This is a genomic window from Donghicola sp. XS_ASV15, from assembly GCF_041224595.1.
GTDB lineage: Bacteria > Pseudomonadota > Alphaproteobacteria > Rhodobacterales > Rhodobacteraceae > Donghicola.
In genome coordinates, this window is record NZ_JBGFGN010000162.1 from 295,825 (window position 1) to 321,588 (window position 25,764).

Annotated in this window: 26 protein-coding genes and 1 pseudogene; 20 read left to right on the top strand and 7 right to left on the bottom strand. The window is 58.0% G+C overall.

The genetic code is table 11. The features are described from left to right. Positions 1–9: 9 nt before the first annotated feature. Positions 10–1,110: a nitrogen regulation protein NR(II) gene (locus AB9K37_RS17830; RefSeq protein WP_369841270.1), complete on the bottom strand. Its 1,101-nt coding sequence runs from the start codon at positions 1,108–1,110 to the stop codon at positions 10–12. After that, positions 1,107–2,090 (bottom strand): tRNA dihydrouridine synthase DusB, encoded by a 984-nt coding sequence (gene dusB / locus AB9K37_RS17835; RefSeq protein WP_369841273.1) that lies wholly within the window; start codon positions 2,088–2,090, stop codon positions 1,107–1,109. Before dusB ends, AB9K37_RS17830 begins: the two co-directional genes overlap by 4 nt. A gap of 179 nt (positions 2,091–2,269) precedes the next feature. Here dusB and AB9K37_RS17840 point away from each other — a divergent pair, with 179 nt between their 5' ends. From AB9K37_RS17840 to AB9K37_RS17850, 3 genes are read left to right on the top strand one after another with little or no spacing between them, the layout of a single operon-like run. Beyond that, positions 2,270–3,397, top strand: coding sequence for a bifunctional 2-C-methyl-D-erythritol 4-phosphate cytidylyltransferase/2-C-methyl-D-erythritol 2,4-cyclodiphosphate synthase (locus tag AB9K37_RS17840; RefSeq protein WP_369841276.1), 1,128 nt, complete (start codon positions 2,270–2,272; stop codon positions 3,395–3,397). Continuing rightward, positions 3,394–3,885 (top strand): phosphatidylglycerophosphatase A, encoded by a 492-nt coding sequence (locus tag AB9K37_RS17845; RefSeq protein WP_369841279.1) that lies wholly within the window; start codon positions 3,394–3,396, stop codon positions 3,883–3,885. The genes AB9K37_RS17840 and AB9K37_RS17845 overlap by 4 nt, the downstream gene beginning before the upstream one ends. Next, a complete protein-coding gene (locus tag AB9K37_RS17850) occupies positions 3,882–4,349 on the top strand; it encodes a CinA family protein (RefSeq protein WP_369841281.1) in 468 nt (155 codons plus the stop codon). The genes AB9K37_RS17845 and AB9K37_RS17850 overlap by 4 nt, the downstream gene beginning before the upstream one ends. Here the strand turns inward: AB9K37_RS17850 and AB9K37_RS17855 are convergent. After that, positions 4,316–4,783: a type II toxin-antitoxin system RatA family toxin gene (locus AB9K37_RS17855; RefSeq protein WP_072706501.1), complete on the bottom strand. Its 468-nt coding sequence runs from the start codon at positions 4,781–4,783 to the stop codon at positions 4,316–4,318. The two genes, AB9K37_RS17850 and AB9K37_RS17855, sit on opposite strands and share 34 nt — an antisense overlap. A gap of 100 nt (positions 4,784–4,883) precedes the next feature. Between AB9K37_RS17855 and hpt the strand changes: the two genes are divergently transcribed. Both hpt and AB9K37_RS17865 read left to right on the top strand, forming a co-directional pair. Further along, the gene (hpt, locus tag AB9K37_RS17860) at positions 4,884–5,393 is read left to right on the top strand and encodes a hypoxanthine phosphoribosyltransferase (RefSeq protein WP_072706705.1); all 510 of its coding nucleotides are present in this window, start codon (positions 4,884–4,886) and stop codon (positions 5,391–5,393) included. Then, entirely contained in the window at positions 5,390–5,575 is a 186-nt protein-coding gene (locus tag AB9K37_RS17865) for a hypothetical protein (protein ID WP_369841284.1), read from the top strand. The genes hpt and AB9K37_RS17865 overlap by 4 nt, the downstream gene beginning before the upstream one ends. A 75-nt stretch (positions 5,576–5,650) precedes the next feature. On the opposite strand, the gene lipA is transcribed toward AB9K37_RS17865, so the two are convergent. After that, positions 5,651–6,601 (bottom strand): lipoyl synthase, encoded by a 951-nt coding sequence (gene lipA, locus AB9K37_RS17870; RefSeq protein WP_369841287.1) that lies wholly within the window; start codon positions 6,599–6,601, stop codon positions 5,651–5,653. A 317-nt stretch (positions 6,602–6,918) separates the two neighbouring features. On the opposite strand from lipA, the gene AB9K37_RS17875 reads away from it, so the two are divergent. After that, positions 6,919–7,470 (top strand): peroxiredoxin, encoded by a 552-nt coding sequence (locus tag AB9K37_RS17875; protein WP_369841289.1) that lies wholly within the window; start codon positions 6,919–6,921, stop codon positions 7,468–7,470. An 83-nt stretch (positions 7,471–7,553) separates the two neighbouring features. On the opposite strand, the gene AB9K37_RS17880 is transcribed toward AB9K37_RS17875, so the two are convergent. Further along, positions 7,554–8,477, bottom strand: coding sequence for a LysR substrate-binding domain-containing protein (locus tag AB9K37_RS17880; RefSeq protein WP_369841292.1), 924 nt, complete (start codon positions 8,475–8,477; stop codon positions 7,554–7,556). A gap of 135 nt (positions 8,478–8,612) precedes the next feature. On the opposite strand from AB9K37_RS17880, the gene AB9K37_RS17885 reads away from it, so the two are divergent. Next, positions 8,613–9,338, top strand: coding sequence for a VIT1/CCC1 transporter family protein (locus AB9K37_RS17885; protein WP_369841295.1), 726 nt, complete (start codon positions 8,613–8,615; stop codon positions 9,336–9,338). On the opposite strand, the gene AB9K37_RS17890 is transcribed toward AB9K37_RS17885, so the two are convergent. Further along, complete coding sequence (locus tag AB9K37_RS17890; protein ID WP_369841297.1) at positions 9,335–10,453, bottom strand: DUF6456 domain-containing protein; 1,119 nt, start codon at positions 10,451–10,453, stop codon at positions 9,335–9,337. The two genes, AB9K37_RS17885 and AB9K37_RS17890, sit on opposite strands and share 4 nt — an antisense overlap. Before the next feature lie 227 nt (positions 10,454–10,680). Here AB9K37_RS17890 and AB9K37_RS17895 point away from each other — a divergent pair, with 227 nt between their 5' ends. Further along, a complete protein-coding gene (locus AB9K37_RS17895; protein ID WP_369841299.1) occupies positions 10,681–11,061 on the top strand; it encodes a DUF6477 family protein in 381 nt (126 codons plus the stop codon). Here the strand turns inward: AB9K37_RS17895 and AB9K37_RS17900 are convergent. Next, positions 10,971–12,515 carry a trimethylamine methyltransferase family protein gene (locus tag AB9K37_RS17900; protein ID WP_369841301.1) on the bottom strand — a complete coding sequence of 515 codons (1,545 nt, stop codon included), beginning with the start codon at positions 12,513–12,515 and terminating at the stop codon, positions 10,971–10,973. The two genes, AB9K37_RS17895 and AB9K37_RS17900, sit on opposite strands and share 91 nt — an antisense overlap. A 196-nt stretch (positions 12,516–12,711) precedes the next feature. Here AB9K37_RS17900 and guaA point away from each other — a divergent pair, with 196 nt between their 5' ends. From guaA to AB9K37_RS17960, 12 genes and pseudogenes are all read left to right on the top strand, one after another. Beyond that, positions 12,712–14,274, top strand: a complete 1,563-nt coding sequence (gene guaA, locus AB9K37_RS17905) for a glutamine-hydrolyzing GMP synthase (RefSeq protein ID WP_369841304.1) — start codon at positions 12,712–12,714, stop codon at positions 14,272–14,274. A gap of 178 nt (positions 14,275–14,452) precedes the next feature. Further along, positions 14,453–15,429: pseudogene (locus AB9K37_RS17910) on the top strand (IS5 family transposase). Between the two features lie 582 nt (positions 15,430–16,011). Next, the gene (locus AB9K37_RS17915; protein ID WP_369841307.1) at positions 16,012–16,410 is read left to right on the top strand and encodes an SxtJ family membrane protein; all 399 of its coding nucleotides are present in this window, start codon (positions 16,012–16,014) and stop codon (positions 16,408–16,410) included. Positions 16,411–16,447: 37 nt separating this feature from the next. Continuing rightward, on the top strand, positions 16,448–16,597 hold the full coding sequence (locus AB9K37_RS17920) for a DUF5989 family protein (RefSeq protein ID WP_369841310.1): 150 nt from the start codon (positions 16,448–16,450) through the stop codon (positions 16,595–16,597). Between the two features lie 18 nt (positions 16,598–16,615). After that, positions 16,616–18,454, top strand: coding sequence for a carbamoyltransferase (locus AB9K37_RS17925; protein ID WP_369841312.1), 1,839 nt, complete (start codon positions 16,616–16,618; stop codon positions 18,452–18,454). Further along, complete coding sequence (locus AB9K37_RS17930) at positions 18,441–19,709, top strand: hypothetical protein (protein ID WP_369841315.1); 1,269 nt, start codon at positions 18,441–18,443, stop codon at positions 19,707–19,709. Before AB9K37_RS17925 ends, AB9K37_RS17930 begins: the two co-directional genes overlap by 14 nt. A 182-nt stretch (positions 19,710–19,891) precedes the next feature. Then, complete coding sequence (locus AB9K37_RS17935; protein ID WP_369841318.1) at positions 19,892–20,545, top strand: YdcF family protein; 654 nt, start codon at positions 19,892–19,894, stop codon at positions 20,543–20,545. Positions 20,546–20,598: 53 nt separating this feature from the next. Continuing rightward, positions 20,599–21,489 carry a DMT family transporter gene (locus AB9K37_RS17940; protein WP_369841320.1) on the top strand — a complete coding sequence of 297 codons (891 nt, stop codon included), beginning with the start codon at positions 20,599–20,601 and terminating at the stop codon, positions 21,487–21,489. 115 nt (positions 21,490–21,604) lie between these two features. Then, a complete protein-coding gene (locus AB9K37_RS17945; RefSeq protein ID WP_369841323.1) occupies positions 21,605–22,795 on the top strand; it encodes an OmpP1/FadL family transporter in 1,191 nt (396 codons plus the stop codon). A 137-nt stretch (positions 22,796–22,932) separates the two neighbouring features. Beyond that, on the top strand, positions 22,933–23,793 hold the full coding sequence (locus AB9K37_RS17950) for an ATPase (protein WP_369841326.1): 861 nt from the start codon (positions 22,933–22,935) through the stop codon (positions 23,791–23,793). A gap of 57 nt (positions 23,794–23,850) precedes the next feature. Further along, positions 23,851–24,774, top strand: coding sequence for a homoserine O-succinyltransferase (gene metA, locus AB9K37_RS17955; protein WP_369841328.1), 924 nt, complete (start codon positions 23,851–23,853; stop codon positions 24,772–24,774). Further along, complete coding sequence (locus tag AB9K37_RS17960) at positions 24,749–25,753, top strand: alpha/beta fold hydrolase (RefSeq protein ID WP_369841331.1); 1,005 nt, start codon at positions 24,749–24,751, stop codon at positions 25,751–25,753. The genes metA and AB9K37_RS17960 overlap by 26 nt, the downstream gene beginning before the upstream one ends. The last annotated feature ends 11 nt before the right edge of the window (positions 25,754–25,764 follow it).

The following is a 25,764-nucleotide window of genomic DNA, read 5'->3' on the forward strand; positions in this document are numbered from 1 at the left end:
CCGTTCTCCTTACTTCGAATTCTGCTCTTGGGCTGCCTTCATCTCTTGGCGCACCGCACGGGGCACCTGAGGCAGCGAAATGCGAAAAGTTGTTTTGCCGGGGACCGAGTCCACCGAAATCCAGCCGTCATGTTCCGAGATAATCTTGCTGACCAAGGCGAGCCCCAGTCCAGTCCCGTTCTCCCGACCCGAGACGAAAGGATCGAACACATCATCGGCGATTTCCGGCGGCAGACCGGGGCCGTCATCCTGAATCTCGATCTGTAGGGGCAGAGCTTTGCCGCCTCCGTCCTTTCGGCGCAAACGCAGGGAATACTCGTAATAGGTCCGCATCTTGATGGTGCCGCCGCCGTTCCCCGCCGCTTGGGACGCGTTCTTGAGCAGGTTCAGGACCACCTGAAGCAATTGGTCCGCATCCACCCACGCTTCGGGCAGCGAGGGGTCGAAATCCTCGACAAAGGTCATGTTCGCGCCAAAGCCAAGGATGGCCGACCGGCGCGCACGGTCCAGAATGTCGTGTAGGTTCACCGCCGCCAGTTTGGGCGGGCGCTGGTTGCCGAACTGTTCGACCTGATCCAAGAGCGCAGCGATCCTGCGGGTCTCACCCACAATTAGATCGGTCAGTTCCAAGTCCTGCTTGGGCAGGCTCATGGACAAAAGCTGTGCCGCACCTGCAATCCCCGCGAGCGGGTTCTTAATCTCGTGCGCCAGCATTTGCGCCATGCCAATCGCGGATTTCGCCGCAGACTTAACGGTTTGTCCTTGAGTGATCCGGCCCGCAAACTCGCGAGTCGACAGCAGGAACAGAAACTTGCCCGGCGATCCGATCAGCGGCGCGATCTGCAACGTGCACTGCAAGGGCGCGCGGTCGCCCGTCCCGACATCCACATCGTTGACGATCAGGACCGAGTTGTCTTTGCGGGCGCGCCCGAACGCTTCTTCGATCGGCGCGTCCACGGCCAGAACGTCGAACACCGGATAGCCGATCATCGAACGGGTCGAGTGGTTCAGGAACCCCTCGGCGGCGGGGTTCATATCACAAATCTTGCTCTCTTCGTCGACCAAGAGGCCGGGCACCGGCAAGGAGTTCCACAGGGTATCGAGGGTCATGCGGCCTCTCCCAACGGGTTCAGCAGCGCCTCTTCCAGATGCTCGAAAACAGCGGACGGCTCTTTTGCCGTCAGGATGCGACGCCGTGTTGCGGCGTTCGTTTGTGCGTTGTCCATATACCAGCCCAAATGTTTGCGCGCGACCTTGAGACCAAGCTCGCCGCCATAAAAAGAAAGCATTTCGTCATAATGTCCGGCGACCATATCCACGAGCGCCTGCCCCTCGGGGATGTCCGGTGCGGGGGTCCCAAAGAGGTCATGTGCGACTTCTGCCAGCACCCAAGGGCGTCCCTGTGCGCCGCGTCCGATCATGACCCCGTCTGCGCCGGACTGATCCAGCGCCATACGGGCTGTGTCCGCATCCACGATATCGCCATTTGCTATGACTGGAATGCTGACCGCCTGTTTGACGTTGGCAATCGCAGCCCAATCGGCAGACCCTTTGTAAAACTGACAGCGGGTGCGGCCATGAATGGTCATCATCTGCACGCCCGCTGCTTCGGCGCGCTGCGCCAATTCCGGTGCGTTCAGGCAGTCATCATCCCAACCAAGGCGACACTTCAGCGTCACCGGCACATCCACGGCGGCCACCACAGCCTCGATCAAGGTCAGTGCATGATCCAGATCGCGCATCAAAGCCGAGCCGGAATAGCCGTTGGTCACCTTTTTGGCGGGGCACCCCATATTGATGTCGATGACACGCGCACCATCACCGGCCACCCGCTTTGCAGCCTCGGCCATCCAGTAGGCGTCCTTGCCCGCGATCTGCACACTGGTCCTGTCTACACCAAGCCCTAACTCAGCCTTGGCCCGCACACCGGGCTTGGACTGGATCATCTCTTGGCTGGCGACCATTTCACTGACCACCAGTCCGGCGCCAAAGCGCGACACCAGATTGCGGAAGGGCAAATCGGTGATCCCCGCCAAGGGGGCCAAGAGAACTGGAGGCTCGATCGAGAGGTTTGCCACGCGAATGGACAAATGATTAATCCTTGTGCAATTGATAATGTGTTACCCAGCATGCGCCTTTCTTTCAACGGCACGGTGCTGATTTAGCGCCCGCAATTGAGCGAACGCACATTTTTTAATCACAACCGAGGGGTGGATTGCCAGCGCTGTTTGGACAGCCTAAGCAGGGCGGGAATTACAGGACGAGGGCTATGACCACAGCAGCAGTCATTGTCGCCGCAGGCCGCGGCACCCGCGCAGGCGGCGATATTCCCAAGCAATGGCGGTCTTTGGGCGCGCGTCTGGTGGGCGAATACAGTGTCGCGACGCTGACCCAGCATCCGGACGTGGCCCATGTGGTTGTGGTCGTGCACGCCGACGATCTGGAGTTTGCCCAAGGCTTGGGCTGGACCTGTGTCACTGGGGGCGCAAGCCGTCGGGATTCGGTGGTGAACGGGCTAGAGGCTCTGGCGGGCAAGGGCGTGACCAAGGTGCTGATCCACGACATCGCGCGCCCCGGTCTGACCGATCAAGTGATCGACGACGTGATCGCGGCGCTCGACACCCATCAGGGAGCTGCACCCGCCCTGCCCGTCGTTGATGCCCTGTGGATCGGCGCAGACGGGAATGTGAACGGAACGCAGCCCCGAGACGGGCTATATCGCGCGCAGACGCCCCAAGGGTTTCACTATGATGCGATCCTGAACGCCCATCGCACGCACGGACAGGACGCCGCCGATGACGTAGAGGTCGCCCGCGCGGCAGGCATGACCGTCGCGATCACCGCAGGGTCCGAAGATAATTTCAAGATTACGCACCCGCAGGACTTTGCCCGCGCGGCGCGACTGTTGGAGACAGGTATGGATATCAGACTAGGCAATGGCTACGACGTGCACGCATTCGAAGAGGGCGATCACGTCATCCTCTGCGGCGTGAAGGTGCCGCACACCAAGGCGCTCAAGGGCCATTCAGACGCGGATGTGGGCATGCACGCCATCACCGACGCGATCTATGGCGCTTTGGCCGAGGGCGACATCGGCCGGCACTTCCCCCCGTCGGACCCGCAGTGGAAGGGCGCCGCGTCAGAGATATTCCTGAAACACGCGGTAGATCTGGCGACATCCAAAGGGTTCACCATCAGCAACGTCGATTGCACCCTGATCTGCGAGCGCCCCAAGGTCGGCCCCCACGCGGATGCCATGATGGAGGCCCTGTCGGCGATCATGGGCATCGCCAAAGACCGCATCTCGGTCAAGGCGACCACCAGCGAACGTCTGGGTTTCACGGGCCGTGAAGAGGGCATCGCCTCTATCGCAACAGCAACATTGGTGAAGCTATGAGCAAGTTTATCGCAACCTTCTTTGGCGTCGGAAACCTGCCCAAGGCACCGGGCACATGGGGGTCTCTGGCCGCCCTGCCCGTCGGGTATGTGCTGCATGAAACCGTGGGCTTCTACGGGTTCGCCATTGCCACTGTCGCGGTGTTCATCATCGGCTGGTGGGCGACGGCCGCGGTGACCAAGGGCAGCGACAACCATGACCCCAGCGAGATCGTGATCGACGAAGTGGCGGGCCAGTGGATTGCTCTGCTGCCTGTGTCATTGGGCGCGACCCATGCGGGCGCGGACATGCTGGCCCTTTGGCCGGGCTGGGTTGTGGCTTTCGTCGGCTTTCGTCTGTTCGACATTTGGAAGCCCGGGCCCGTTGGTTGGGCAGACCGTCGCGGCGATGCGCTTGGCGTGATGCTGGACGACGTTTTCGCAGGGATCATCGCGGCGATCTGTGTTATGATCGGCGCAGGGATCAGCCACGGGTTGCTTGGCGTATGAGCTTGGCCGTCGAAATTCTGGACCGCTACAAGGCGGAGGGGCGCATGATCGCCACCGCCGAAAGCTGCACGGGCGGCATGGTCAGCGCCGCCCTGACCGACATCGCGGGCTCTAGCGCAGTGGTCGAGCGTGGCTTTGTCACCTACACCAATCTGGCGAAACAGCAGATGCTGGGGGTTAAGGCCGAAACTCTAGAATCTGTGGGCGCTGTATCCGAAGAGGTTGCACGGGAAATGGCCGCTGGCGCGCTGGCAAATTCCGCTGCGCAGGTGGCTGTCAGCATCACAGGAATTGCCGGCCCCGGCGGGTCAGACCACAAGCCCGAAGGACGCGTCTGTTTCGGCATCGCGACCGAGGCTGGATATCTTCATACCGAGACGATTGAGTTCGGTGCCTTGGGCCGCGACATGGTTCGTGCCGCGGCGCGGGATCACGCACTCGCGCTCTTGCTGTCTGCGCCGTAGAGGGTATTCGCGCGTTCCAGAAACGCGCGCACAATCCGCTGCATCGCTTCGTTGAACACTAGGCCGATGATCCGCTGAAGCATGGCGTTCTTGAATTCGAAATCGACAAAGAACGCCACTTCGCAGCCCCCTTCGACATCTGTGAACGACCAGTTGGACTTCATGTACTTGAAGGGACCATCAAGATATTCGGTGTCGATCTTCTTGTCGTTCGGCCACAGGGTCACGCGGCTGCCGAACCGTTCGCGGAACACTTTGAAACTGATCACCAGATCGGCGTCCATGACGGTCGCCTCGCCCTGTTCGGTGGTCTTGCGCACACGGGCAGCGGCACACCACGGCAGGAACTTGGGATAGCTGTTCACATCCGCCACCAGATCATACATCTGTTGGGCGGTGTACGGCATAAAGCGGTTTTCAGAATGGGTCGGCATAGCACCAAGGATAATTCGTGACAGTGGTGCAGCATTTCGTAGTATACGCCCGAAACTTCAAGGGGGATCTCCTGTGTCGCGTCCATATGTCATCGATGAAATGATCTCGGCCAAGGCGATTGCGGCCCGGATCGAAGAGCTGGCCAAGGAAATTTCACAGGAATACGCAGACACCGAACAGGTCGTCGTTATCGGTCTGTTGCGCGGCAGCTTCGTGTTCATCGCGGACCTTGCCCGCGAGTTGGACCTGCCGGTCGAGGTCGATTTCATGGAGGTCAGTTCCTATGGCAACGAGATGGTCAGCTCGCGGGAAGTCCGCATTCTAAAGGATCTGCGCGGCCAGATCGAAGGGCGCGATGTTCTGGTGGTCGAGGATATTGTGGACACGGGCTACACCCTGTCGCACGTGATTTCCCTGCTGAAATCACGCAAGCCCAAGCGACTAAAAACAATCGCTCTTTTGGATAAACCCTCGCGGCGCGAGGTGGATTTCAAGGCAGACTATATTGGTTTTGAAATTCCAGACGAATTTGTTGTGGGCTACGGGATCGACTACGCGCAGCGCAACCGGAACCTAGGGTATATCGGCAAGGTCAGGTTCCCCGAATGAACCTTTTCTGGCTCATCCGAATGTCCCAGTGGGTGCGCAACCCACCCTCGCCACAGCGGGTCAAACTGGTGCTTGGCGTCATCGCCCTGTGCCTGATCATCGTAGGGATCGAGTTTTTCTGGGGCTGGCCCGAGTGGCTGACCACGAACGGCAACCTGCGGGGCGGCGTGCCGCGCTTCTGACAATGACGTGAGCGGGCGCGCCAACGAAAAACGGGGCGCCAGAAGTGCCCCGTTCTAGATCGACTATCTGAACAATCAGGCCTCGGCCAATTTCTTCAGACGGTTCTCGCGCAGGCGCGCGAAATCGTCGCCCGCATGGTAGCTGGAACGTGTCAGCGGCGTGGCTGACACCATCAGGAAGTTCTTGGCCCATGCAGCTTTCTCATAGGCTGCGAACTCCTCGGGGGTGACAAAACGATCAACCTTGTGGTGCTTAGGCGTGGGTTGCAGGTACTGGCCGATGGTCAGGAAATCCACATCGGCAGCGCGCATGTCATCCATGACCTGACGGACCTGTTCGTTGGTTTCACCAAGGCCGACCATGATGCCCGACTTGGTAAAGATGGTCGGGTCAATCTCTTTGACCCGCTGAAGCAGACGCAGCGAGTGGAAGTACCGCGCGCCGGGGCGCACGGTCGGATACTGGCCGGGCACGGTTTCAAGGTTGTGGTTGAACACATCCGGTTTCGCGGCCACGACCGCCTCCAGCACCGACGGATCACATTTCAGGAAGTCAGGCGTCAGGATTTCGATGGTGGTTGTCGGGCTGCGGTGGCGCACGGCGCGGATGGTCTGGGCAAAATGCTCTGCCCCGCCGTCATTCAAATCGTCACGGTCCACCGAGGTGATGACCACGTGGTTGAGCCCCAGCTTTTGTACCGCATCTGCGACGCGGCCCGGTTCGAACACGTCCAGCGCATCGGGACGCCCGGTCGCAATGTTGCAGAACGAACAACCGCGGGTACAGATGTCGCCCATGATCATCATGGTCGCGTGGCCCTGAGACCAGCATTCGCCGACATTGGGGCAGCCCGCCTCTTCGCATACGGTGACCAGACCATGGTCGCGCATGATTTTATGGGTCTCGCGGTATCCCTCGCTCGTGGGTGCCTTGACGCGGATCCACTCTGGCTTCTTGGGCTGAGCGTTGTCAGGGCGGTGCGCCTTTTCGGGGTGGCGCTGGCTGGGGATCTTGAGGTCTCGCACGGGGTGACTCCAGACGGGGTTTTGTTGCGTTGTCCTACTTTAGGGTGTGTTTGCCCAAAGTTCCAGTTCTGTGCACGTGGTTTGCGTGCGGCGCATTGCGCGTTTGCACTGGAGGAATAGGTCACTTGGCACGCTTGTTTTTAAGGCGATCCGCGCCAAACAAACGGGCATAACCTGCGGCTTTTGCGCCAGAACTGGCGTGCGGTCAGAAAACATGGCTCGGGCCATTGCACCTGTTTTGGAACGATTCTATTTCTTGCTGCAGGCGCAGCACTGCGTCGCAGCATTCCCTTCCCCACCTCTACGGAGAGTTCGACATGAAGCCTGGCATCCGTCTGCCCGAAGTCACCTTCCACACCCGCGTCCGCGACGAAGCTGTTGGCGGCCCCAACCCCTTCCGCTGGGAAGACAAGACCACCGCTGACTACTTTTCTGGCAAGCGCGTGATCCTGTTCTCGCTGCCCGGCGCGTTCACACCCACTTGCTCGACCTACCAGTTGCCAGGCTTTGAAGATAACTTTGCCAAGTTCCAGGACCTGGGTGTCGACGAGATCTACTGCATGTCCGTGAATGACAGCTTTGTCATGAACAAGTGGGCCCAGATGCAAGAGATCAAGAACGTCAAAGTCATCCCCGATGGCTCGGGCGAATTCACCCGCAAGATCGGCATGCTGGTCGCCAAAGAGAACCTTGGCTTCGGCATGCGTTCGTGGCGTTATGCGGCAGTCGTCAAGGACGGCGTCGTTGAGGCATGGTTCGAAGAGCCCGGCCGTTGTGATAACTTTGGCGAGGATCCGTATGGCGAGAGCTCGCCCGAGACCCTGCTGGCCTATCTGGAAAACGCGTCGAAGCCCGTCGCAGCTGAGTAATCGGCGTTCCTGATTAGTATCGTTTGCGCCCTGCGCTCCTGATCGGAGCGCAGGGCGTTTGAGTATTTAAAGCAAAAAGAAGCCTAGAACGCTGCGCGGGCGTCTTGGACCAATTCTTCGCCCACGCGGGTCAGGATATCGCCGAGTTCGGTGAACCAACCGTCATCGCCTGCCACATTGCGGCGCACAAGGCCGATTGTCCTGTTTGGCTCTGGGCCATGAAAGCGCGAGAGGGCCATGTCGGGGGCCGCGCGGCTTTCCGTAATGGCAGCGATTTCTGGAAGCAGCGTCAGGCCGAATCCGGCCGCCACCATTCTGGACAGTGTCGCGAGGGACGACGCTCCCATATTGATTTGGTGGTTGGAGCGACCGCAAACTTCGAGCGCTTGATCGGTGAGACAATGGCCGTCCTCGAGAAGAAGAAGTTGATCGGGGTCAAGAGAGACCGGCCGCAGCTCTTCCAGATTCTTGCCAAGCGCGTTCAACCGAGCCTGAGAGCCAGCAAGCAGGAAGCGGTCCTCAAAGAGTGGGCGCTCGACCAGACCGTTAATGTCTGCGGGCAGCGCAATCACCGCAGCGTCGAGTTCCCCCTGCTGGATTGCGTAGAGCAAACGCTCTGTTTTGGCTTCTTGGACTTGAACATCAAGACTTAGATCGCGCGCCCTAAGGTCCGCCAACGCCATGGGTAGAAGATACGGTGCAACTGTCGGGATCATGCCGATATAGAGCTTGCCAGCCAATCCATCGCGCCACCTTGCCGAATGTTCCAGCATACGCACCTTGGCAACGACGTCGCGTGCCTGCTCAAGGGCCAAACGCCCGAAAGGTGTCAGCGTCACATCTCTGGCGTGACGTTCGACCAATGGGCCGCCGAGGGTTGCCTCAAGCTCTTTGATCTGGACCGAGAGAGCAGGCTGGCTGATGTTCACAATCGCCGCCGCCTGACCGAAGTGGCGACGCTCTGCAAGGGCGATGAAGTATTCTAGCTGTCTCAGGGTAATTCTCATAGTTTCGGATTATCGCAATCCAGATGGGTGTTCCAGAGAAACGCAGCGCTGCGGGTGCGGCAATGATGCGCCGCTGCGATCTTGCGACATCGGCTTGGGGGGGTAAGCTGCAAACGCAGCCAGGAAGGGCCCAGCATGCAAAACACGTCTGACTCGGAAGAGAGCAAAGGAATCGCCCATATGCGCGACTTCCTGAAGCAGATCGTCTTTGGGGGGAACGATGGCATCGTGACCACATTCGCTATTGTCGCCGGTTTCGCGGGCGCTCAGGCCGAGGGCACGGCGCAAATCGGCGGAATTGCTGTGTTGGTTTTCGGGCTCGCAAATCTGTTTGCCGACGCAGTGAGCATGGGACTCGGCGAATTTCTATCCCTGCGCTCGCGGAACGCAATGTACCGGACGCGCCGCGGCACCATTGCAGCCGATTTGCACAAAGGCGGCCGGCGCGCCGCCAACGCTGTTGAACAATTCTTAACCGACCGCGGCATTCCAAATGCACGTGCACGTGAGATCGGCACTGGACTATCTGAACATCCCGACGTCATGGCAGAGCTTGCGATGATGTTCGCGCATGGGATGACCGATCCAGACGGAGAAAGTCCGTGGAAAAGTGGTCTGGTGACCTTCGGGGCATTCGTCTTGTTCGGCGCCCTGCCCTTGCTGCCCTATTTTTTGGGGGACACCAGCGACGCGACTCTGGGTTGGTCCGCGACCACCACGATTGTCGCGCTGGTGGCTTTGGGGCTGCTTCGCTGGCGAGTCACCGAAGATGCCGCCCCGCAGGCCATTGGAGAAACCGTTCTCGTCGGCGCGCTTTGTGCGGGGGTGGCATATGGTGTGGGTTGGATGGTGGGCGGTTAACCGATCATCTGCCCCCCGACGCCCTCGATCCGCTCGTAATAGCGCTTGAGCCGAAAGAGCGCGATCCGAAGCACAATCTTGCCAGACCGTGCGGACCAACCGAGCTGTTTTTCCGCATTTTCAAGCCCTTCGAGCATACAGCAGCACCGTAGAACGACATCGCCAAGGCCTGGCCCCAGATCCCGAAGTGCCTCTGCGACGCGGCGCCGTGCGGCTGACGGGCTGTAGCCCACCATGTCATCCCCTTGATAAGGGGCCATATTCGCACCCGTCAGAATGTCCTGCCAGTTTTCTGCTGTTTCCTGCCCCATCTGCGCCAACTCGAAATCTTCACGAAGGCGCTCCCCGGCGCGGACAAGCACATCCTCGAGGAAAGGAGTCCCATCCTTGTCCCTGCGCCGTGCTAGAACAGCGAGCGGCGTCTCGTAGCTTGTGAACCGCATACGGCGGCTGTCCTCGGCTTCTACACCAGACTGGACCCGGGCTGTGGGTTGCAGAGCAAACGGAGTCTGAGCCTCGGCAAATCCACTGGCGCGGTTTTCATCCTCTGCGATCATGCACTTGAGCGCTGCGCGACCTTCGGGCGTAATGCGGTATTTCGAGATCCGACCTGGATCGATACATTCCACCCAGTTCTTTAGAGCGACGGCGCGCGCAATGCCGCGATCAGTGACGGCGGTGTTTTTGGTCTCGTTTGCGAAGCTACGCACCACGACGGCCTTTTCCATACCCTCGGCGACGGCCAGAACGGCCCCCGGCTCTGCTAGGTGCCGAAGCAGGCGCTTGCCCTCGGTACGAAGCATATCCGGATCGGGTTGGACGGAAGGCTGATAGCTGGCTTGGGACATGGCAGTGTCCTCCTGTTGATGTTGCACTGTCGCGCCGGACAGAGCATGGCCCAACTGCAAGAGCACTTCGTCAACCAGAGGATCCTCGCGCCGCGTTTCGACCTTCTGCACCTGACGCAAGACGGTCGAGGCATGGCAGCCTGCCGCTCGCGCCAATTCGCGGATCGACACCCCCTCTTCGGTGTGTGCCAGATAGCGCTTTGCGCCGCTTGGCACCCATTGGGGCAGCGTATTTACCAGAGAGCCGGACGAACGCGACGACTGCATATCAAACCTCATTTTCTCGTCGGGAGCACAGGGCAACCTGGCTGCGGGATCATGGTTAACGTATGGGAACAGCTGTTACCGATGCGTTAAAAATCCTTTGCGAAAGTCATTTTTGTTTCCGTATTGAAAACAATAACTAAGCCACCGTGCGCTGCTCCGTACGGTCACGCAACACCTCGGAAGTCGTGCTGTGATGGTCTGCAAGAAAGCAAGCGGAGAGCATTGAAATGACTGAACTCATGGCAGAATTGCAGAACCTAAAGCGCCCGAAACTCCTGATGTCTGCTGCAAAAGCAGGGGGAGCGATGTATCACCGTGATCATCACTTGTCGCGCATTCTGGGCCAGATCGCTCCTGATTGTATTCAAAAAATTCTCCGATTGTTGCTGATTCAAGAACAAGAGTTGGAGACCCAACGCAAAACGGGCAACGCGGAATATCGCGCTGCCCGTCATGTAGAGGTTCTGATTGCATTACGATCCGAGGCCACCCGGTGGCAAGCCGCGCAACAAGAAAATCAGGTAAAAGCGTCCGGCATGGAGGCTTTCTTTTCGGCCACATATGCTGCCAATGCCTCGTTGATGGCGGGGTCCAGCGCGGGCTGCTGATAGTCGGACAGCATCTTCTTGACCTTGATGCTGGCGAGCGTCTGGGTGTCACGCGCGCCTTCTTCGTACCATGTCTCGAAGGGCTTGTAGTCCAGAACATTGGTGCGCCAGAAGGCGTCTTTGAAGTTCGCCTGTGTGTGGGCACATCCCAAATAGTGACCACCCGGGCCGACTTCGCGAATAGCGTCCATCGCTTGGGCGTTCTCGTCGAACTTCACGCCCTCGGCGATGCGGTGCAGCACGCCAAGCTGGTCGGCGTCCATTACGAACTTCTCGTAAGATGACACCAGACCGCCTTCGAGCCAGCCGCACGAGTGCAGCATAAAGTTTACGCCACCCATCAGGGCTGCGTTCAGGGTGTTCGCGGTTTCATATGCAGCCTGCGCATCAGGCAGCTTGGAGCCACAAAGGCTACCACCCGAACGGAACGGCAGACCCAGACGGCGCGCCAACTGGCCTGCACCATACAGGATCAGGCTCGCTTCGGGAGTACCGAAGGTCGGTGCACCAGAGTTCATGTCGATCGACGACACAAAAGTACCAAAGATCACAGGGGCGCCCTGACGGATCAACTGGCTGTAGGCGATGCCGGCCAGAACCTCTGCCAGAACCTGTGTCAGCGTGCCAGCCACCGAAACAGGCGCCATCGCACCGCCCACAATGAACGGCGAAATGATGCAGCCCTGACCAGCTTCGGCATAGACCTCCAGCGCACCCATCATCACGTCATCGAAGGTCATCGGCGAGTTGATGTTGATGAGCGACGTCATAACCGCGTTATTTTGCACGAACTCTTTGCCGAACAGGATTTCCGACATTTCAACCGAGTCGCGCGCACGGCTGGGTTCGGTCACAGAGCCCATGTACGGCTTGTCCGACAGGGTCATGTGCGCCATCAGCATGTCGAGGTGACGCTTGTTCACGGGCACATCGGTGGGTTCGCAAACCGTTCCGCCCGAATGGTGCAGCCATTTGGACATGTAGCCAAGCTTCACGAAATTGCGGAAGTCATCCATGGTCGCGTAGCGGCGCCCACCTTCGAGGTCACGCACGAAGGGCGGACCGTAGACAGGCGCCAGAACAAGGTTCTTGCCGCCAATTTCCACGTTCCGTTCGGGGTTGCGCGCGTGTTGGGTGTAGCTCGACGGTGCGGTTTCGCAGAGCTTGCGGGCCAGACCACGGGGAATACGCACGCGCTCGCCCTGAACGTCGGCACCAGCATCACGCCAGCGCTCCAGCGCCTTGGGGTTCTCGGGGAAATTCACGCCGACCTCTTCGAGCAGGGTCTCGGCGTTGTATTCGATGATTTCCAGCGCTTCTTCGGTCAGTACTTCGAACAAGGGGATATTGCGTTCGATGAACTTGGCGCTTTCGATACGGACTGCGGTGCGTTCTGCCCGGCGGGCTGCGCCGCCACCCCCACGTGCGCGTTTGCGGGTCGCTGTCTCGGTCATTCGTGGAACCTCCAATTCGTGCGCAATCGCGCATGTTTGGACCAGTATATACCCTGCGTGATCGCTGCGGGGATTTAAGGTTTGCGTCCTCTCCGTCGCGAAAGCGACATTTAGTGAAGGTGAACCTACCAAAACACTATCACAACCCGCTCTGCTTCCCCTTGCCTAAAATGTGATCTCGCCCTAATGGGTGGCCATGACACAGCATGAAGCCCTCCTCATCATCGACTTTGGCTCTCAGGTCACGCAGCTGATTGCGCGCCGCCTGCGCGAGCTGAACGTCTACTGCGAAATTCGCCCCTACCAGAACGTGACCGCGGACAGCATCCGCGAGCTCGCACCCAAGGCCGTCATCCTGTCTGGCGGCCCTGACAGCGTCACCCGTGACGGCAGCCCCCGCGCCCCTCAGGAACTGTTCGAGATGGGCCTGCCCATCTTTGGTATCTGCTATGGCCAACAGGTCATGATGGAGCAGCTGGGTGGCAAGGTCGAAGGCGGCCACCACGCCGAATATGGCCGTGCCTTTGTGACCCCCGCCGAAGGCCACAAGCTGGACGGCATCTTTGCCGGTCTCTTTACCCAAGAGAACAAAGAACAAGTCTGGATGAGCCACGGGGACCGCGTCACCAAGATCGCCCCCGGTTTCGAGATTGTCGCAACCTCGCCCAACGCGCCGTATGCCATGGTCGCCGACGAGGATCGCCAGTTCTACGCTGTGCAATTCCACCCCGAGGTGCACCACACCCCGAACGGCAAAATCATGCTCGAGAACTTTGTTCGCAAAGCGGGTTTCACCGGTGACTGGACCATGGCCGCCTACCGAGAAGAAGCGATCAAAGCCATCCGCGAGCAGGTTGGCGACAAGCAGGTCATCTGTGGTCTGTCGGGCGGCGTTGACAGCTCGGTCACCGCGATCCTGCTGCACGAAGCGATCGGCGACCAGCTGACCTGTGTATTCGTGGACCACGGCCTGCTGCGTCTGAACGAAGCCGAAGAAGTCGTGGCGATGTTCCGCGACAACTACAACATCAAGCTGATTCACGCGGACGAAGCTGACCTGTTCATCGGCGCGCTCGAAGGCGTGTCTGACCCCGAGGTCAAGCGCAAGACCATCGGCAAGCTCTTCATCGACGTGTTCCAAAAGCACGCCGACACCATCGAAGGTGCCGAGTTCCTTGCCCAAGGCACTCTGTATCCCGACGTGATCGAGTCGGTCTCGTTCTCTGGCGGTCCCTCGGTCACCATCAAGTCGCACCACAACGTGGGCGGTCTGCCGGAAAAGATGGGCCTGAAACTGGTCGAGCCCCTGCGCGAGCTGTTCAAAGACGAAGTCCGCGCCCTTGGCCGCGAACTGGGTCTGCCCGCCAGCTTCATCGGTCGTCACCCCTTCCCTGGGCCGGGTCTCGCGATCCGCTGCCCTGGCGAGATCACCCGCGAGAAGCTGGAGATCCTGCGCAAGGCCGATGCGGTCTACATCGACCAGATCCGCAAGCACGGTCTGTACGATGACATCTGGCAGGCATTCGTGGCGATCCTTCCTGTCCGCACCGTTGGTGTTATGGGCGATGGCCGCACCTACGACTACGCATGCGCCCTGCGCGCCGTGACCTCGGTCGATGGGATGACGGCGGATTACTACCCCTTCACCCACGAATTCCTCGGCGAAACCGCCACGCGGATCATCAACGAGGTCAAGGGCATCAACCGGTGCACCTACGACATCACCTCGAAGCCTCCGGGCACCATCGAGTGGGAATAACCCAATTCCAAGCCGCCCCGAGCCGGGCGGCTTTTTCTTTGCGCTCTTATGAACAGGTGCTGCAACCACCCCCCTCAAGTCGCTGACTCAGCAAGCTCTGAAACGGGATCTAAGGTTGCAGGGGGCTTGTTGCACATATCGGTGAGAGGGATTCATCTCGGGAATCCTGATGGATAGTATGCCCAAACCTGCCAACACCCGCTACCGCACGACGAACTGGTCCGACTATAGCGCCTCCCTGAAACGGCGAGGATCGCTATCCATCTGGTTCGATCCGGCAATGCCTTGGAAAGCAGGCCGAAGTGGCAAGCGTGGTCACCCTCAAACCTTCTCCGACAGCGCGGTTCAGACCTGTCTCACGCTGAAAGTCCTGTTCGGCCTGCCGCTTCGGCAGACCGTCAGTCTGGTCGCAAGTCTTATCGAGATGGCCGAGCTCGACTGGCCCGTACCTGACTATTCGACGTTGTGCCGACGTCAGGCTCGGATGCAGGTGCAGATCCCGTATCGGCGCTCCAGTCAGCCTATGAATCTCCTGATCGACAGCACCGGCATTCGTTTTCGCGGCGACGGCGAATGGCTCTCGCGCAAGCATGGCGCGACGCGCAGACGCGAATGGCGCAAGGTGCATCTGGCGATGGATACCACAACGGGCGACATTCGCGCGGTCGAGTTCACCTCGAGCAGGCAGGGCGACAGCCCGGTCCTGCCGGAGCTCCTGGTGCAGATCCCGGCGGGCGAAGAAATCGAAACCGTCACCGCCGATAGCGCCTATGACACGCGCCGCTGCCATGCCGCGATCCTCGAGCATGGAGCCGACCCGATCATCCCGATCCGACGTAACGGGCGCGCCTGGAAACCCGATTGCCCCGCCGCGAGATCTCGAAACGAGATCCTGCGAGCGACACGATGTCTGGGTCGGTCCATCTGGAAGAAATGGGCCGGCTATCACGCCCGAAGTCGCGTCGAAGCACAGCCTCTCGGGACATTGGCTTCGCGCAATGCCCTGCCGGCCAGTGGATGAATCGCCTCAAGCTTTTCAGCGACCGGATCTTGTCACGTGACCCTGATCGTCAGACCGCAGAAATCCAAATCCGCATCGCCATCATGAACCGCTGCTCGGCCCTGGGAAGGGCCGAGATCCAAGCCGTCGCCTGAAGCTTGCGGGGAAAGGGGCGGATCATCTTGGCGTCCAATTAGCGCAACAAGGCCGGTTGCAGGGGACAGATTCTCTGTAGGAAGGCCGCTTAGCCCCGAGAATTCTTTTCGCGGCAAAGAAGTATCACGTCGGTACAAATTTTAGCACTTTCTCGGCTCGATATATCCAGATTCAAATTGATAAATTTACTTTCATCATGAACTAGTATTTCTGCAAAAGGAGGACGAGAAAGCAGGAAAAAGAGATGAAATTGCGGATCGGCCTACATGTTTACAAAGCACCTTTTGCGCTACACCTTACCGTCGTTTGTAAATAAATATCAAAACTAAACTATTCCGCGCGACGCGAAGCCGACATATGTTCGCACCTTGCGCAAAACATGTTGAAATCACCGCAAACACATTGAATAACTGCTTCCATCGGCACGGTCCTGATTACAGCTTGGGCGCATACCGATGGAAATATGAATACGCACGAAGGCATCGCGCAACTTTTGACGAGTGCTTTTTACAAAACCTTCCCTTCGGAACGCCAGTCCGAATTAACAATTGCTTTAACGATTTTTACTCTGAGGATTACCCGTGAAACTCCCTGACGTAGAATTACCATCGAACCGGAAGTTCGGTTTCTTTTTCACTTTTGTGTTTTTGGTTATTGCTTGGCGCCTATTCACTACAGGTTCTGCCGCGCTCGGATACCTGAGTTTGATCGTTGCAGCAGTGTTCCTGCTGGTCACAATGATCAAGGCAGACCTGCTCCTCCCCTTGAACAAGGGCTGGATGGCCTTCGGGCTTGTCCTTGGCATGATCGTTAGCCCGATTGTTCTCGGTATCATCTATTTCGGCCTCTTCACACCTGTTAGTCTCGTCATGAAGGCTGTCGGCCGTGACGAATTGGGCCTGAAGCTCAAACGCACCGGCTCTCATTGGAAGGTCCGTGAAGAAGCGACCGCCGCAGGTTCGTTCAAGAACCAATTCTAAAACTTACGAGATACGATTTACAAGGTTAGGAATTGAAATGGAATTCATCGGAGAACTTTTCACATTTCTTGGAGCCAAAAAGAAACTTTGGCTCATTCCGATTATTAGCATCATGTTTATTCTGGGCGGCCTGCTTATTCTTGCGCAGGGTTCTGTTGTCGCTCCGTTTATCTACACACTCTTCTAATTCCATTGGAATTGAACCATGTACATTTTGGGTATTTCCGCGTTTTACCACGATAGCGCGGCCTGCCTGCTGAAAGATGGCGTTATCATCGCAGCAGCTCAAGAAGAACGCTTCACACGCAAGAAGCACGATCCCGGCTTCCCACACGAAGCCATCAAATACTGCCTGCAAGAAGCGGGCATCACCGGAAAGAGCATCGACAACGTCGTCTTTTACGAAAAGCCTTTTGTAAAGTTCGAGCGCCTGCTGGAAACCTACTTGGCGTTTGCACCCAAAGGTTTCAAAAGCTTCAGGACGTCGATGCCGCTGTGGATCAAGGAAAAACTTTTCCAAAAGTCCATGCTGACCAAAGAGTTGGAAGAAACTCTGGGCAAGGACATTAAATGGCGTGACCGGATCCTGTTTTCGGAACACCATTTGTCCCACGCTGCCAGTGCATTCTACCCTTCGCCCTTCGAGAGTGCGGCTGTGCTCACTCTGGACGGGGTGGGAGAATGGACCACGACCTCTTTGGCAATTGGCAAGGGCAAAGACCTCAAGGTGCTCAAGGAAATTCATTTCCCGCATTCGTTGGGTCTGCTGTATTCCGCTTTCACGTATTACACCGGTTTCAAGGTGAATTCCGGTGAATATAAAGTGATGGGCCTCGCCCCGTATGGCGAGCCCAAATACGCCGACCTGATCCGTGAGAACCTGATTCTCGTGGCGGAGGATGGCAGCTTCCAGCTGGACATGAGCTATTTCGACTACGCGACTGGTCTGACGATGACCAACAAGAAGTTCGACGATCTTTTTGGCGGGCCGCCCCGCACATCGGAAACCGAACTCACCCAGCGCGAGATGGATCTGGCAGCTTCGGTCCAGAAAGTGACCGAAGACATCGTCCTCGAGATCGCTCGTGGAATCGCCAAGGAAACTGGGGAAAAGAACCTCTGTCTGGCAGGCGGCGTGGCACTGAACTGCGTGGCGAACGGTATTCTGCTGCGCGAGAAGATTTTTGAAAACATCTGGATTCAGCCTGCAGCCGGTGATGCCGGTGGTGCGCTCGGTGCTGCTCTGGCGGTCTGGTATCAGGACCACGCGACAGAGCGGAAGCTGTCCAATGACCGCGACGCAATGCGCGGGGCCTATCTGGGACCGGACTTCGAAGATTTCGAGATCGAGCACGAACTGCTCGCGTGCGGTGCAAAGTTCCACAAGATGGATGATGACGGCCTGATCGAAAGCGTTGCGTCGGCTTTGGCCAACGAGAAGGCGATTGGCTGGATGCAGGGCCGTATGGAATTCGGTCCACGCGCCTTGGGCGGCCGCAGCATCATCGCAGACCCGCGCTCACCGGTCATGCAAAAGCAGCTGAACCTCAAGGTGAAGTATCGCGAGAGCTTCCGCCCCTTTGCCCCCAGCGTTCTGCGAGAGCATGTTGGTGAATGGTTCGAACACGACAGCGACAGCCCTTACATGCTGCTCGTGGCCGATGTTCAGGAAAGCAAGCGTCGCAAAATGACCGCCGAAGAGGACGCGCTTTTTGGGATCGAAAAGCTGAACGTGCCCCGTTCATCGGTTCCGGCAATCACCCACGTCGACTATTCGGCGCGCATCCAAACGGTGCACGAGGATACGAACCCGCGCTACCACGCGGTGATTTCAAAGTTCTACGACAAGACCGGTTGCCCTCTGGTCGTAAACACCTCGTTCAACGTCCGCGGCGAGCCGATCATCTGTACCCCGACCGATGCGTTCAAATGCTTCATGGGGACAGAGCTCGATGTTCTGGCGGTCGGCAATTACTTCCTTGTGAAGGATGAACAGGACCCCGCGCTCAAAGAGAACTACGAGGAGCGTTATGAGCTGGATTGAGAAGACTTGGGGGAGTGAGAAAGAGAACCAGTACAAAGGGTTCATCGGCTCCTTCATCGCTTTGATGCTCGCTTTTGTTGTTCTGGTGATGATGCTGCTCCGACTTGTCGGAATCGGAGAACAGGTTCTGTTCTACGCGCAGGTCTACCTGATGGTGCTGGCAGGGCTCGCTCTGCTGGCATCGTTCAAAAGCTGGCATATGGTGTCCGCCGTTCTGTCGGTGTTTCTATTTGTCGAACTGGCTGTGGGGTACATTCCTCTCGCCTTGGCGATGGCTGGCGTCCCCACGCGAATGGACACAACCTTCCCCGTCGAGGAGGGAAACCGCTTTCAGTTCCACCCGCTTCTGGCCTCGCTGCCCGTGGCGAATTACAGCGCGCCGACCGTGTCGCATAATGCGAACCATCTGCGGAACAATGAGCTACCCTTTGATCCGGCAAAACCACACGTCGCTGTGTTTGGCGGGTCCTCGACCTATGACCTTGGCGTCACCAGCGATGCTGCGACTTGGGTCAGCCAACTGGACACCCTGATCCCCGAATATTCGGTCTCGAATAACGGCGTTCCCGGCTATTCCAGCAGCGAGCATGTGGTTCAGACGACCTTCTACGAGGATCGCGCTGGAACAGAGCCGTTCTGTGCTGTCTACTACATGGGCTGGAACGACATCCGCGACTACGGTTTTGACAAGCTGGACAACGGCTATGCGAACTTTCACCTGTTGTCCCAATACGGGGCACAGAAAATCCGCTTTAGTCTGGGCTCGCCCTCTCCGACTTTAAACCTGTTGGCGGCCTACTTCATGCGAAACGAACTACCGTTTCCGCAGGCTCAGGGCACCGTGGGCAAGGACGTGACAGCCGACGATGATCTGTTTCGCGTGGCAGAACGCAATGTGCGTTCCATCAAAGCCATCAACGATTCGCGGGACATTAAAACGGTGTTCATCGCGCAGATCCTGAACCGGGCAAAGTTGACCGATCCGACCCGCATTTATGGCTGGCTGCCCTTTGTTTATGACGGGGACACTTGGCCGCTGCAGGATCGGTTCAATCTCTTTGTCGGCGACCTAGCAGCCGAAATTGGCGCGGAGTTCATCTATCCGCCGATTGACGCCTTTTCCGACGAGGATTTTGCCGACAACGGACACTTCAACGATCCCGGTTCGGTTAAATTCAGCGAGATGATCAGTGAAGAGATCCGGTCTGCTTGCGGCACACCGCGCACGGCATCGTTGGCCACACCTGCGCAATAGCTAGGGCTCGACCAAAAGCTGTCTCTACGAGGCCGCAAAGCCTGACTAACAAACCTATGGCCCACTCTTTCGCGAGAGCGGGCTTTTTCTTGCCCGTATTTAATAGGTTTTGGTCACAATCCTGATCCATTTTACAAGTAATCTTCTTTGACTTTTGGATAGCTGACCTCTTTTCATAACGAATGTTTCGACGCCTACTTAGCCTGATCACGTATTGTGCCCTCGTCGGGCTGTTCACCGCACTCGGCTCGGCACTGCTGACCCGCAACTGCGCTGACGTGATGCCCAGTCGTAGCCACTACGATACGATCGTGGTTCTGAGCGGAAGTCTGGGGTCCAAAGGAAAGATCGGTCCCGACACGGCCTTGCGGACCGATGCCGGTATCGATCTGTTCGAGCGGGGAATTGCTCCCAACCTTCACATGACCGGCGGCGTGTCGGAAAACAGGGTGCATGTGGCGGCCGCGATTCAAATGGCCGAGCGCACGGCAGAGGCTGGCGTTCCTCTGGCTGCGATCAGCGTCGAAGACGACTCCAGATCCACGCTGCAGAACGCCCGAAACTCGGTATCGATGCTGGAAGGCCAAGAGCGTATCATCTTAGTCAGTGACGGCTATCATCTGTGGCGGGCGTGGCTCAGTTTTGCTTGGGCCGGTCATCCACCCGCCGGACTGTGTAAAAGCACCAGCTTCCGTCCGGACGGTGCAGAGATGAGCGCGCGGCTCGTTGTGCGCGAAGCGTTGGCCTTGTGGTTTAACGTTGGGCGCGCCGCCGTGTGGAGTGGCGCAGAACTTGTCGGGCTGACCCCTCAGCTCGGTGGTAGTTTCTTGCATTGATGCACAGGATCGAGGGTTTACTTTCGCGCGCCGCACGCAAAGATGCCTGACACATGCCCCAACTTATAGGAGCACTTTGCGTGTCACCGGTTCTTCGCGGCAGCCTCTGGATGAGCGGCGCTATCCTGTCATTTTCGGCCATGGCGATTGCGGGCCGCGAAGTCAGCACAAACCTCGATACCTTCGAGATCATGTTTTACCGCAGTCTCATCGGCTTCGTGATTGTGCTCGTTTTCGCTACGGTTTCTGGCACAAAAGGCGATATTCAAACTGAAAGGTTGCCCCTGCATACTATTCGGAACATCTGCCACTTCACAGCCCAGAATTTGTGGTTCTACGCGATCACTGTGGTCCCGCTCGCGCAGGTCTTTGCGATCGAATTTAGTGCACCACTCTGGGCTTTGTTCCTGTCCGCCATCATCCTCAAAGAGCGCCTCACGCCCAGTAGACTACTCGCGGGTCTGGCTGGGTTTATCGGTATTTTGATTATCACACGGCCGGGCACATCCGCGATGGGATGGGCACAGATCACCCCGGCACTTGCGGCCATCGGCTTTGCCGCGTCTGCGGTCACCACGCGGCTTTTGACGCGAACTGAGAAAATCACATCGATCATGTTTTGGCTAACAGGTATGCAATGCATTTTTGGCCTGATTTGCGCGGGTTGGGACATGGATATTGCGCTTCCAACGGCCGCCAACATGCCTCTGGTCACGTTGATCGCAATCTGTGGTGTGACTGCCCATTTTTGCCTCACCACCGCTCTTTCGCTCGCGCCTGCATCCATTGTGATGCCTATCGATTTCCTTCGGCTACCCCTGATTGCAGCCTTAGGCGCCCTTCTGTATTCAGAAGCCCTCGATCTTTACGTTGCGTTAGGTGCGTTGATCATCATAACTGCAAACTATGCAAATATTCGCAAAGAGACACGCGCCATAAAATAATGTGACGTTACGGCCAAAGTGATCACATTAACGTAAGGGCAAAGATTGACCCATCGCCTCAAGGACTCGTAGGCTGAGTTTCACCTTGGGGAGAAGGTAAGAGGGATGAGGATCCATGAAAAGAACACTACTCGGTAGTGCGATGATCGCCGTTCTGGGCACTTCTGTGGCCGCAGGCGGGATCGAACGCACCAATCAATCTAGCAGCGTCCTGTACAAAAAGGGCAATTACGTTGAGCTCGGCTTTGGCTCTGTCCGGCCAAGTGTGAGCGGCGAAGGCAAGTCCACCGGCTACAGCTATGACAACGTGGCTAACGATTTCGCCCAGAAAGAACTGCGCGCCAAAATCGACATCAATGACCGCTTGTCCTTTGGCATCATCATGGACCAGCCCTTTGGCGCGGACATCGATTATGGCGGCGACAGTGCGACAACCGAACTTGGCGGCACCAAAGCTTTCGCAGAAGTCAACGCTCAGACTTTCCTGCTGAAATACCAGGTGAACAGCAATGCCAGCGTTTTTGGCGGCTTGCGTCGTCAGACAGCTTCGGGTGACATCACTTTGGACGGCACCACGTATGGCGGCACCCTTCAGGTTCTTCCGCCCCCGCCCGCAGGTCCCGGTGGCGTTCTGTCGTCAGGCGCGTCGGGCTATAATATCGAGCTCAAAGACGCGGTCGGCACCGGCTACACCGTTGGCGCGGCCTATGAAATTCCCGACATTGCCTTGCGCGTCGCTCTGTCGTTCAACTCTGAGATCACCCACAAGATGGACGTCGAAGAGACACTGCCTTTGGACGTTGTGGTCCCCGGAGTGGGCGTTGTGGCAAGTTCGACCACGACCAGCAGCGGTTCGCTTGATGTGAAAACGCCCAAGTCGTGGAACCTTGATGTTCAGTCCGGTATCGCGAAGGATACCCTGCTCTTCGGGTCGATCCGTTGGGTCGAACATTCCGTCTTCAGCGTCTACGCCGACCTTTTGGATGCAGAATTGGTCAGCCTTGACGACACCGTCACCTATACCATCGGCGTCGGCCGTCGCTTCTCGCCAAACTTCTCGGCATTGGCTGCGTTCTCGCACGAGGCCGCCGGTGATGAAGAAGTCTCGCCACTGGCACCGACCAACGGGTTCAACGCCTTGACCATTGGTGGCGCGTATACCTTTGACAACGGTTTCGAGATTTCCGGCGGCGCAAGCTGGCGTCAGGTCGGCGATGCCAAAGCCTATGCCCGCGGCGCAACCCGCGCTGATTTCGAAGGCAACACGGCTTTCGGTGCTGGTATCAAGCTGTCCTATAGCTTCTGACCCAGAGAGCGGTTCAATCAAAACGCCCTGCACTTTTCGTGTGGGGCGTTTCTTTTTGTGCATCGCGCAGCGCCCGTTTGACCACACCTTGAAGGGGCGGTAACACATCACGAACGCACTTAATTCAGGCCTTTTCCATGTTGTATCCCACCGCCGACAGCTGGCTGACCGCCGCCTCCAAACGCATCACCCTGTTCGGAATGTCCGGTTTGGGGAAAACCTTTCTGGCCAATATGCTGCGGCAAGATGCGGGCTGGTTTCACTACTCGATCGATTACCGGATCGGCACGCGGTACATGGGCGAATACATCACCGACGAATACAAACGTCTGGCGATGCAGCACCCGACCCTGCGCGAACTCTTGATGTCAGACTCGATTTTTATAGGGTCGAACATCACCTTTGAAAATCTGGCGCCGTTGTCGACCTACCTGGGCAAACCAGGCAACCCCGATCAGGGCGGCCTGCCCTTTGCCGAATATCGCCGCCGTCAGGACCAGCACCGCACCGCCGAGATCGCGGCCCTGCTAGACACGCCCTATTTCTGCGAGCGGGCCAAGGCTCTCTATGGCTACGACAACTTCATCTGTGACAGCGGCGGTTCCATTTGCGAGGTCGTTGCCCCGAACGATCCTGACGATCCGGTCCTGAAAGCCCTGTCCGAAGAGACCCTGCTAATCTGGATCGAAGGCAGCGATGCCCACACCGCAGAGCTCTGCCGCCGCTTCGACCGCGCGCCAAAGCCCATGTATTACATGCCCGAGTTCCTGACAGCCAAATGGGCCGAGTATCTGGAAACCAACGGGCAAACACAGGAACAGGTGAACCCCGACGCCTTTGTGCGCTGGACCTATGCGCAGGCGCTGGCCCACCGTCAGCCGCGCTATGCGGCGATGGCCAAATGGGGAGTCACCATCAAGGCCGAAGAAGTCATGCAGGTCAAAACGCCCGCAGATTTCGATGCTTTGATCGCAAAAGCGATTAAACGGCAGGCTTGAGTCTGCCGTTACTTAAGACTATCTAGGATGCCTATCCAATAAAGCGGAAATCTTCCAATGCCTATCAAGCTGCCCTCTGACCTGCCCGCCTATGACGTCCTCTCCAAAGAGGGTGTTATGGTCATGGCAGACGATCAGGCAGCCCGTCAGGACATCCGACCGATCAAGATCGCGCTTCTGAACCTGATGCCGAAGAAGATCCAGACAGAGAACCAGTTCGCCCGCCTGATCGGTGCGACCCCTCTGCAGATCGAATTCACGCTCATCCGCATGAGCGAGCATCAGACCAAGAACACCGCCGCCGAACATATGGAAAGCTTCTATCGCCCCTTCGAAGAGGTGAAAGCGAGTGGCGAGAAGTTTGACGGTCTGATCATCACCGGCGCGCCCATCGAGCATCTGGATTTCAATGACGTGACCTATTGGGAAGAGCTGTGTCAGGTCTTTGACTGGACCCAAGGGCACGTGCATTCGACCTTTGGCGTGTGCTGGGGTGGTATGGCGATGATCAACTACTTCCACGGCGTCCCCAAACACCTCTTGGACGCGAAATCCTTTGGCTGCTTCCGCCACCGCAATCTTGCGCCTGCTTCGCCTTATCTGCGCGGGTTCTCGGATGACGTGCTCGTGCCGGTTAGCCGCTGGACAGAAATCCGCCAGACCGATCTGGACCAGCATCAGGATCTGACGACTCTGATCGCCAGCGACGCGTCAGGCCCCTGTCTGGTCGAGGACCCCAAGCATCGCGCGCTCTACGTGTTCAATCACTTTGAATACGATGACAACACGTTGAAAGAGGAATACGATCGCGACGCCGAAGCGGGCAAACCGATCAACGTGCCGGAAAACTATTATCCCGATGACGATCCGTCGAAAAAGCCGCTCAATCGCTGGAGAAGTCACGCGCACCTTCTATATGGGAATTGGATAAACCAGATTTATCAGACGACGCCCTATGAGTTGGAAAAAATTGGCCATTAAGGTTATTGCCATTGCTGGATTAACAGCGGTTGCGGGCTGCGCGGTGATTGACCGCCGCGCGTCAGAGCGTGAATCCGTCGCCGAAGCGAACACGCCACCGTTGGGGGACTTTATTGAGCTGGACGATGGGCGCCGCGTCCATGCCTTTGTCAAAGGGTCTGGCCCTGATCTGGTGCTGATCCACGGCGCCAGCGGCAACCTGCGTGACTTTACCTACAGCCTAGTGGATCGCCTGACCGACCGCTACCGCGTGATCGCGTTTGACCGCCCCGGCATGGGTTACACCGACCGTGCCGATCCCACGTATGATACTGCTGCGAATAACGGCGCAGAGCCCGTGCGCGAACAAGCCCGCATGTTGCAATTGGCCGCCGACAAGATCGGCGTCGCGGAGCCTGTCGTCCTTGGCCACAGCTTTGGTGGCGCGGTGGCATTGGCGTGGGCGCTTGAACGCCCCCAAGACACGGCAGCGCTGGTCGTTCTTTCTGGTGCGTCCAATCCGTGGCCTGGCGGGCTCGGTGTCAGCTATTCCGTGCCGAACAGCAGCCTTGGCGGGCGGATCGCGGTGCCTCTGGTCTCTGCCCTTCTCAGCACCGAAACCCTGAATTCTATGGTGGATGGTGTCTTTGCACCGCAGTCCGCACCCGCAGGCTACGCCGAATACCTTGGCGCTGATCTCGCCCTGCGCCGCGACAGTCTGCGGGCCAATGCCCGTCAGGTCAGTAGCCTGAAGCCGCAACTGGCGCAGATGGTCCCGCTCTATTCCGATCTCCCCATGCCCGTGGAAATCCTGCACGGTGAGGCAGATGACACTGTTCCGCCCGCCATCCATGCGATCCCCCTGTCCCGCCAGATTCCGAATGCCAATCTGGTCCTCCTGCCCGGTATCGGCCACATGCCCCACCATGTCGCCCAAGATGATGTCATCGCGGCGATTGACCGCGCCGCCGCCCGCGCCGGATTGCACCCAACGCCCTAACCGCCCATAAA

Excerpts from the sequence above, each read along its gene's own strand:
- AB9K37_RS17925 (WP_369841312.1), top strand. The coding sequence starts at position 16,616 with ATGTACATTTTGGGTATTTCCGCGTTTTACCACGATAGCGCGGCCTGC.
- metA (WP_369841328.1), top strand. The coding sequence starts at position 23,851 with ATGCCTATCAAGCTGCCCTCTGACCTGCCCGCCTATGACGTCCTCTCC.
- AB9K37_RS17935 (WP_369841318.1), top strand. The coding sequence starts at position 19,892 with ATGTTTCGACGCCTACTTAGCCTGATCACGTATTGTGCCCTCGTCGGG.
- AB9K37_RS17865 (WP_369841284.1), top strand. The coding sequence starts at position 5,390 with ATGAACCTTTTCTGGCTCATCCGAATGTCCCAGTGGGTGCGCAACCCA.
- AB9K37_RS17830 (WP_369841270.1), bottom strand. The coding sequence starts at position 1,110 with ATGACCCTCGATACCCTGTGGAACTCCTTGCCGGTGCCCGGCCTCTTG.
- AB9K37_RS17945 (WP_369841323.1), top strand. The coding sequence starts at position 21,605 with ATGAAAAGAACACTACTCGGTAGTGCGATGATCGCCGTTCTGGGCACT.
- guaA (WP_369841304.1), top strand. The coding sequence starts at position 12,712 with ATGACACAGCATGAAGCCCTCCTCATCATCGACTTTGGCTCTCAGGTC.
- AB9K37_RS17930 (WP_369841315.1), top strand. The coding sequence starts at position 18,441 with ATGAGCTGGATTGAGAAGACTTGGGGGAGTGAGAAAGAGAACCAGTAC.
- AB9K37_RS17895 (WP_369841299.1), top strand. The coding sequence starts at position 10,681 with ATGACTGAACTCATGGCAGAATTGCAGAACCTAAAGCGCCCGAAACTC.
- AB9K37_RS17900 (WP_369841301.1), bottom strand. The coding sequence starts at position 12,515 with ATGACCGAGACAGCGACCCGCAAACGCGCACGTGGGGGTGGCGGCGCA.
- AB9K37_RS17855 (WP_072706501.1), bottom strand. The coding sequence starts at position 4,783 with ATGCCGACCCATTCTGAAAACCGCTTTATGCCGTACACCGCCCAACAG.
- hpt (WP_072706705.1), top strand. The coding sequence starts at position 4,884 with ATGATCTCGGCCAAGGCGATTGCGGCCCGGATCGAAGAGCTGGCCAAG.
- AB9K37_RS17840 (WP_369841276.1), top strand. The coding sequence starts at position 2,270 with ATGACCACAGCAGCAGTCATTGTCGCCGCAGGCCGCGGCACCCGCGCA.
- AB9K37_RS17960 (WP_369841331.1), top strand. The coding sequence starts at position 24,749 with ATGAGTTGGAAAAAATTGGCCATTAAGGTTATTGCCATTGCTGGATTA.
- AB9K37_RS17940 (WP_369841320.1), top strand. The coding sequence starts at position 20,599 with ATGCCCCAACTTATAGGAGCACTTTGCGTGTCACCGGTTCTTCGCGGC.
- AB9K37_RS17875 (WP_369841289.1), top strand. The coding sequence starts at position 6,919 with ATGAAGCCTGGCATCCGTCTGCCCGAAGTCACCTTCCACACCCGCGTC.
- AB9K37_RS17890 (WP_369841297.1), bottom strand. The coding sequence starts at position 10,453 with ATGCAGTCGTCGCGTTCGTCCGGCTCTCTGGTAAATACGCTGCCCCAA.
- AB9K37_RS17845 (WP_369841279.1), top strand. The coding sequence starts at position 3,394 with ATGAGCAAGTTTATCGCAACCTTCTTTGGCGTCGGAAACCTGCCCAAG.
- AB9K37_RS17885 (WP_369841295.1), top strand. The coding sequence starts at position 8,613 with ATGCAAAACACGTCTGACTCGGAAGAGAGCAAAGGAATCGCCCATATG.
- AB9K37_RS17950 (WP_369841326.1), top strand. The coding sequence starts at position 22,933 with ATGTTGTATCCCACCGCCGACAGCTGGCTGACCGCCGCCTCCAAACGC.
- AB9K37_RS17850 (WP_369841281.1), top strand. The coding sequence starts at position 3,882 with ATGAGCTTGGCCGTCGAAATTCTGGACCGCTACAAGGCGGAGGGGCGC.
- AB9K37_RS17880 (WP_369841292.1), bottom strand. The coding sequence starts at position 8,477 with ATGAGAATTACCCTGAGACAGCTAGAATACTTCATCGCCCTTGCAGAG.
- AB9K37_RS17920 (WP_369841310.1), top strand. The coding sequence starts at position 16,448 with ATGGAATTCATCGGAGAACTTTTCACATTTCTTGGAGCCAAAAAGAAA.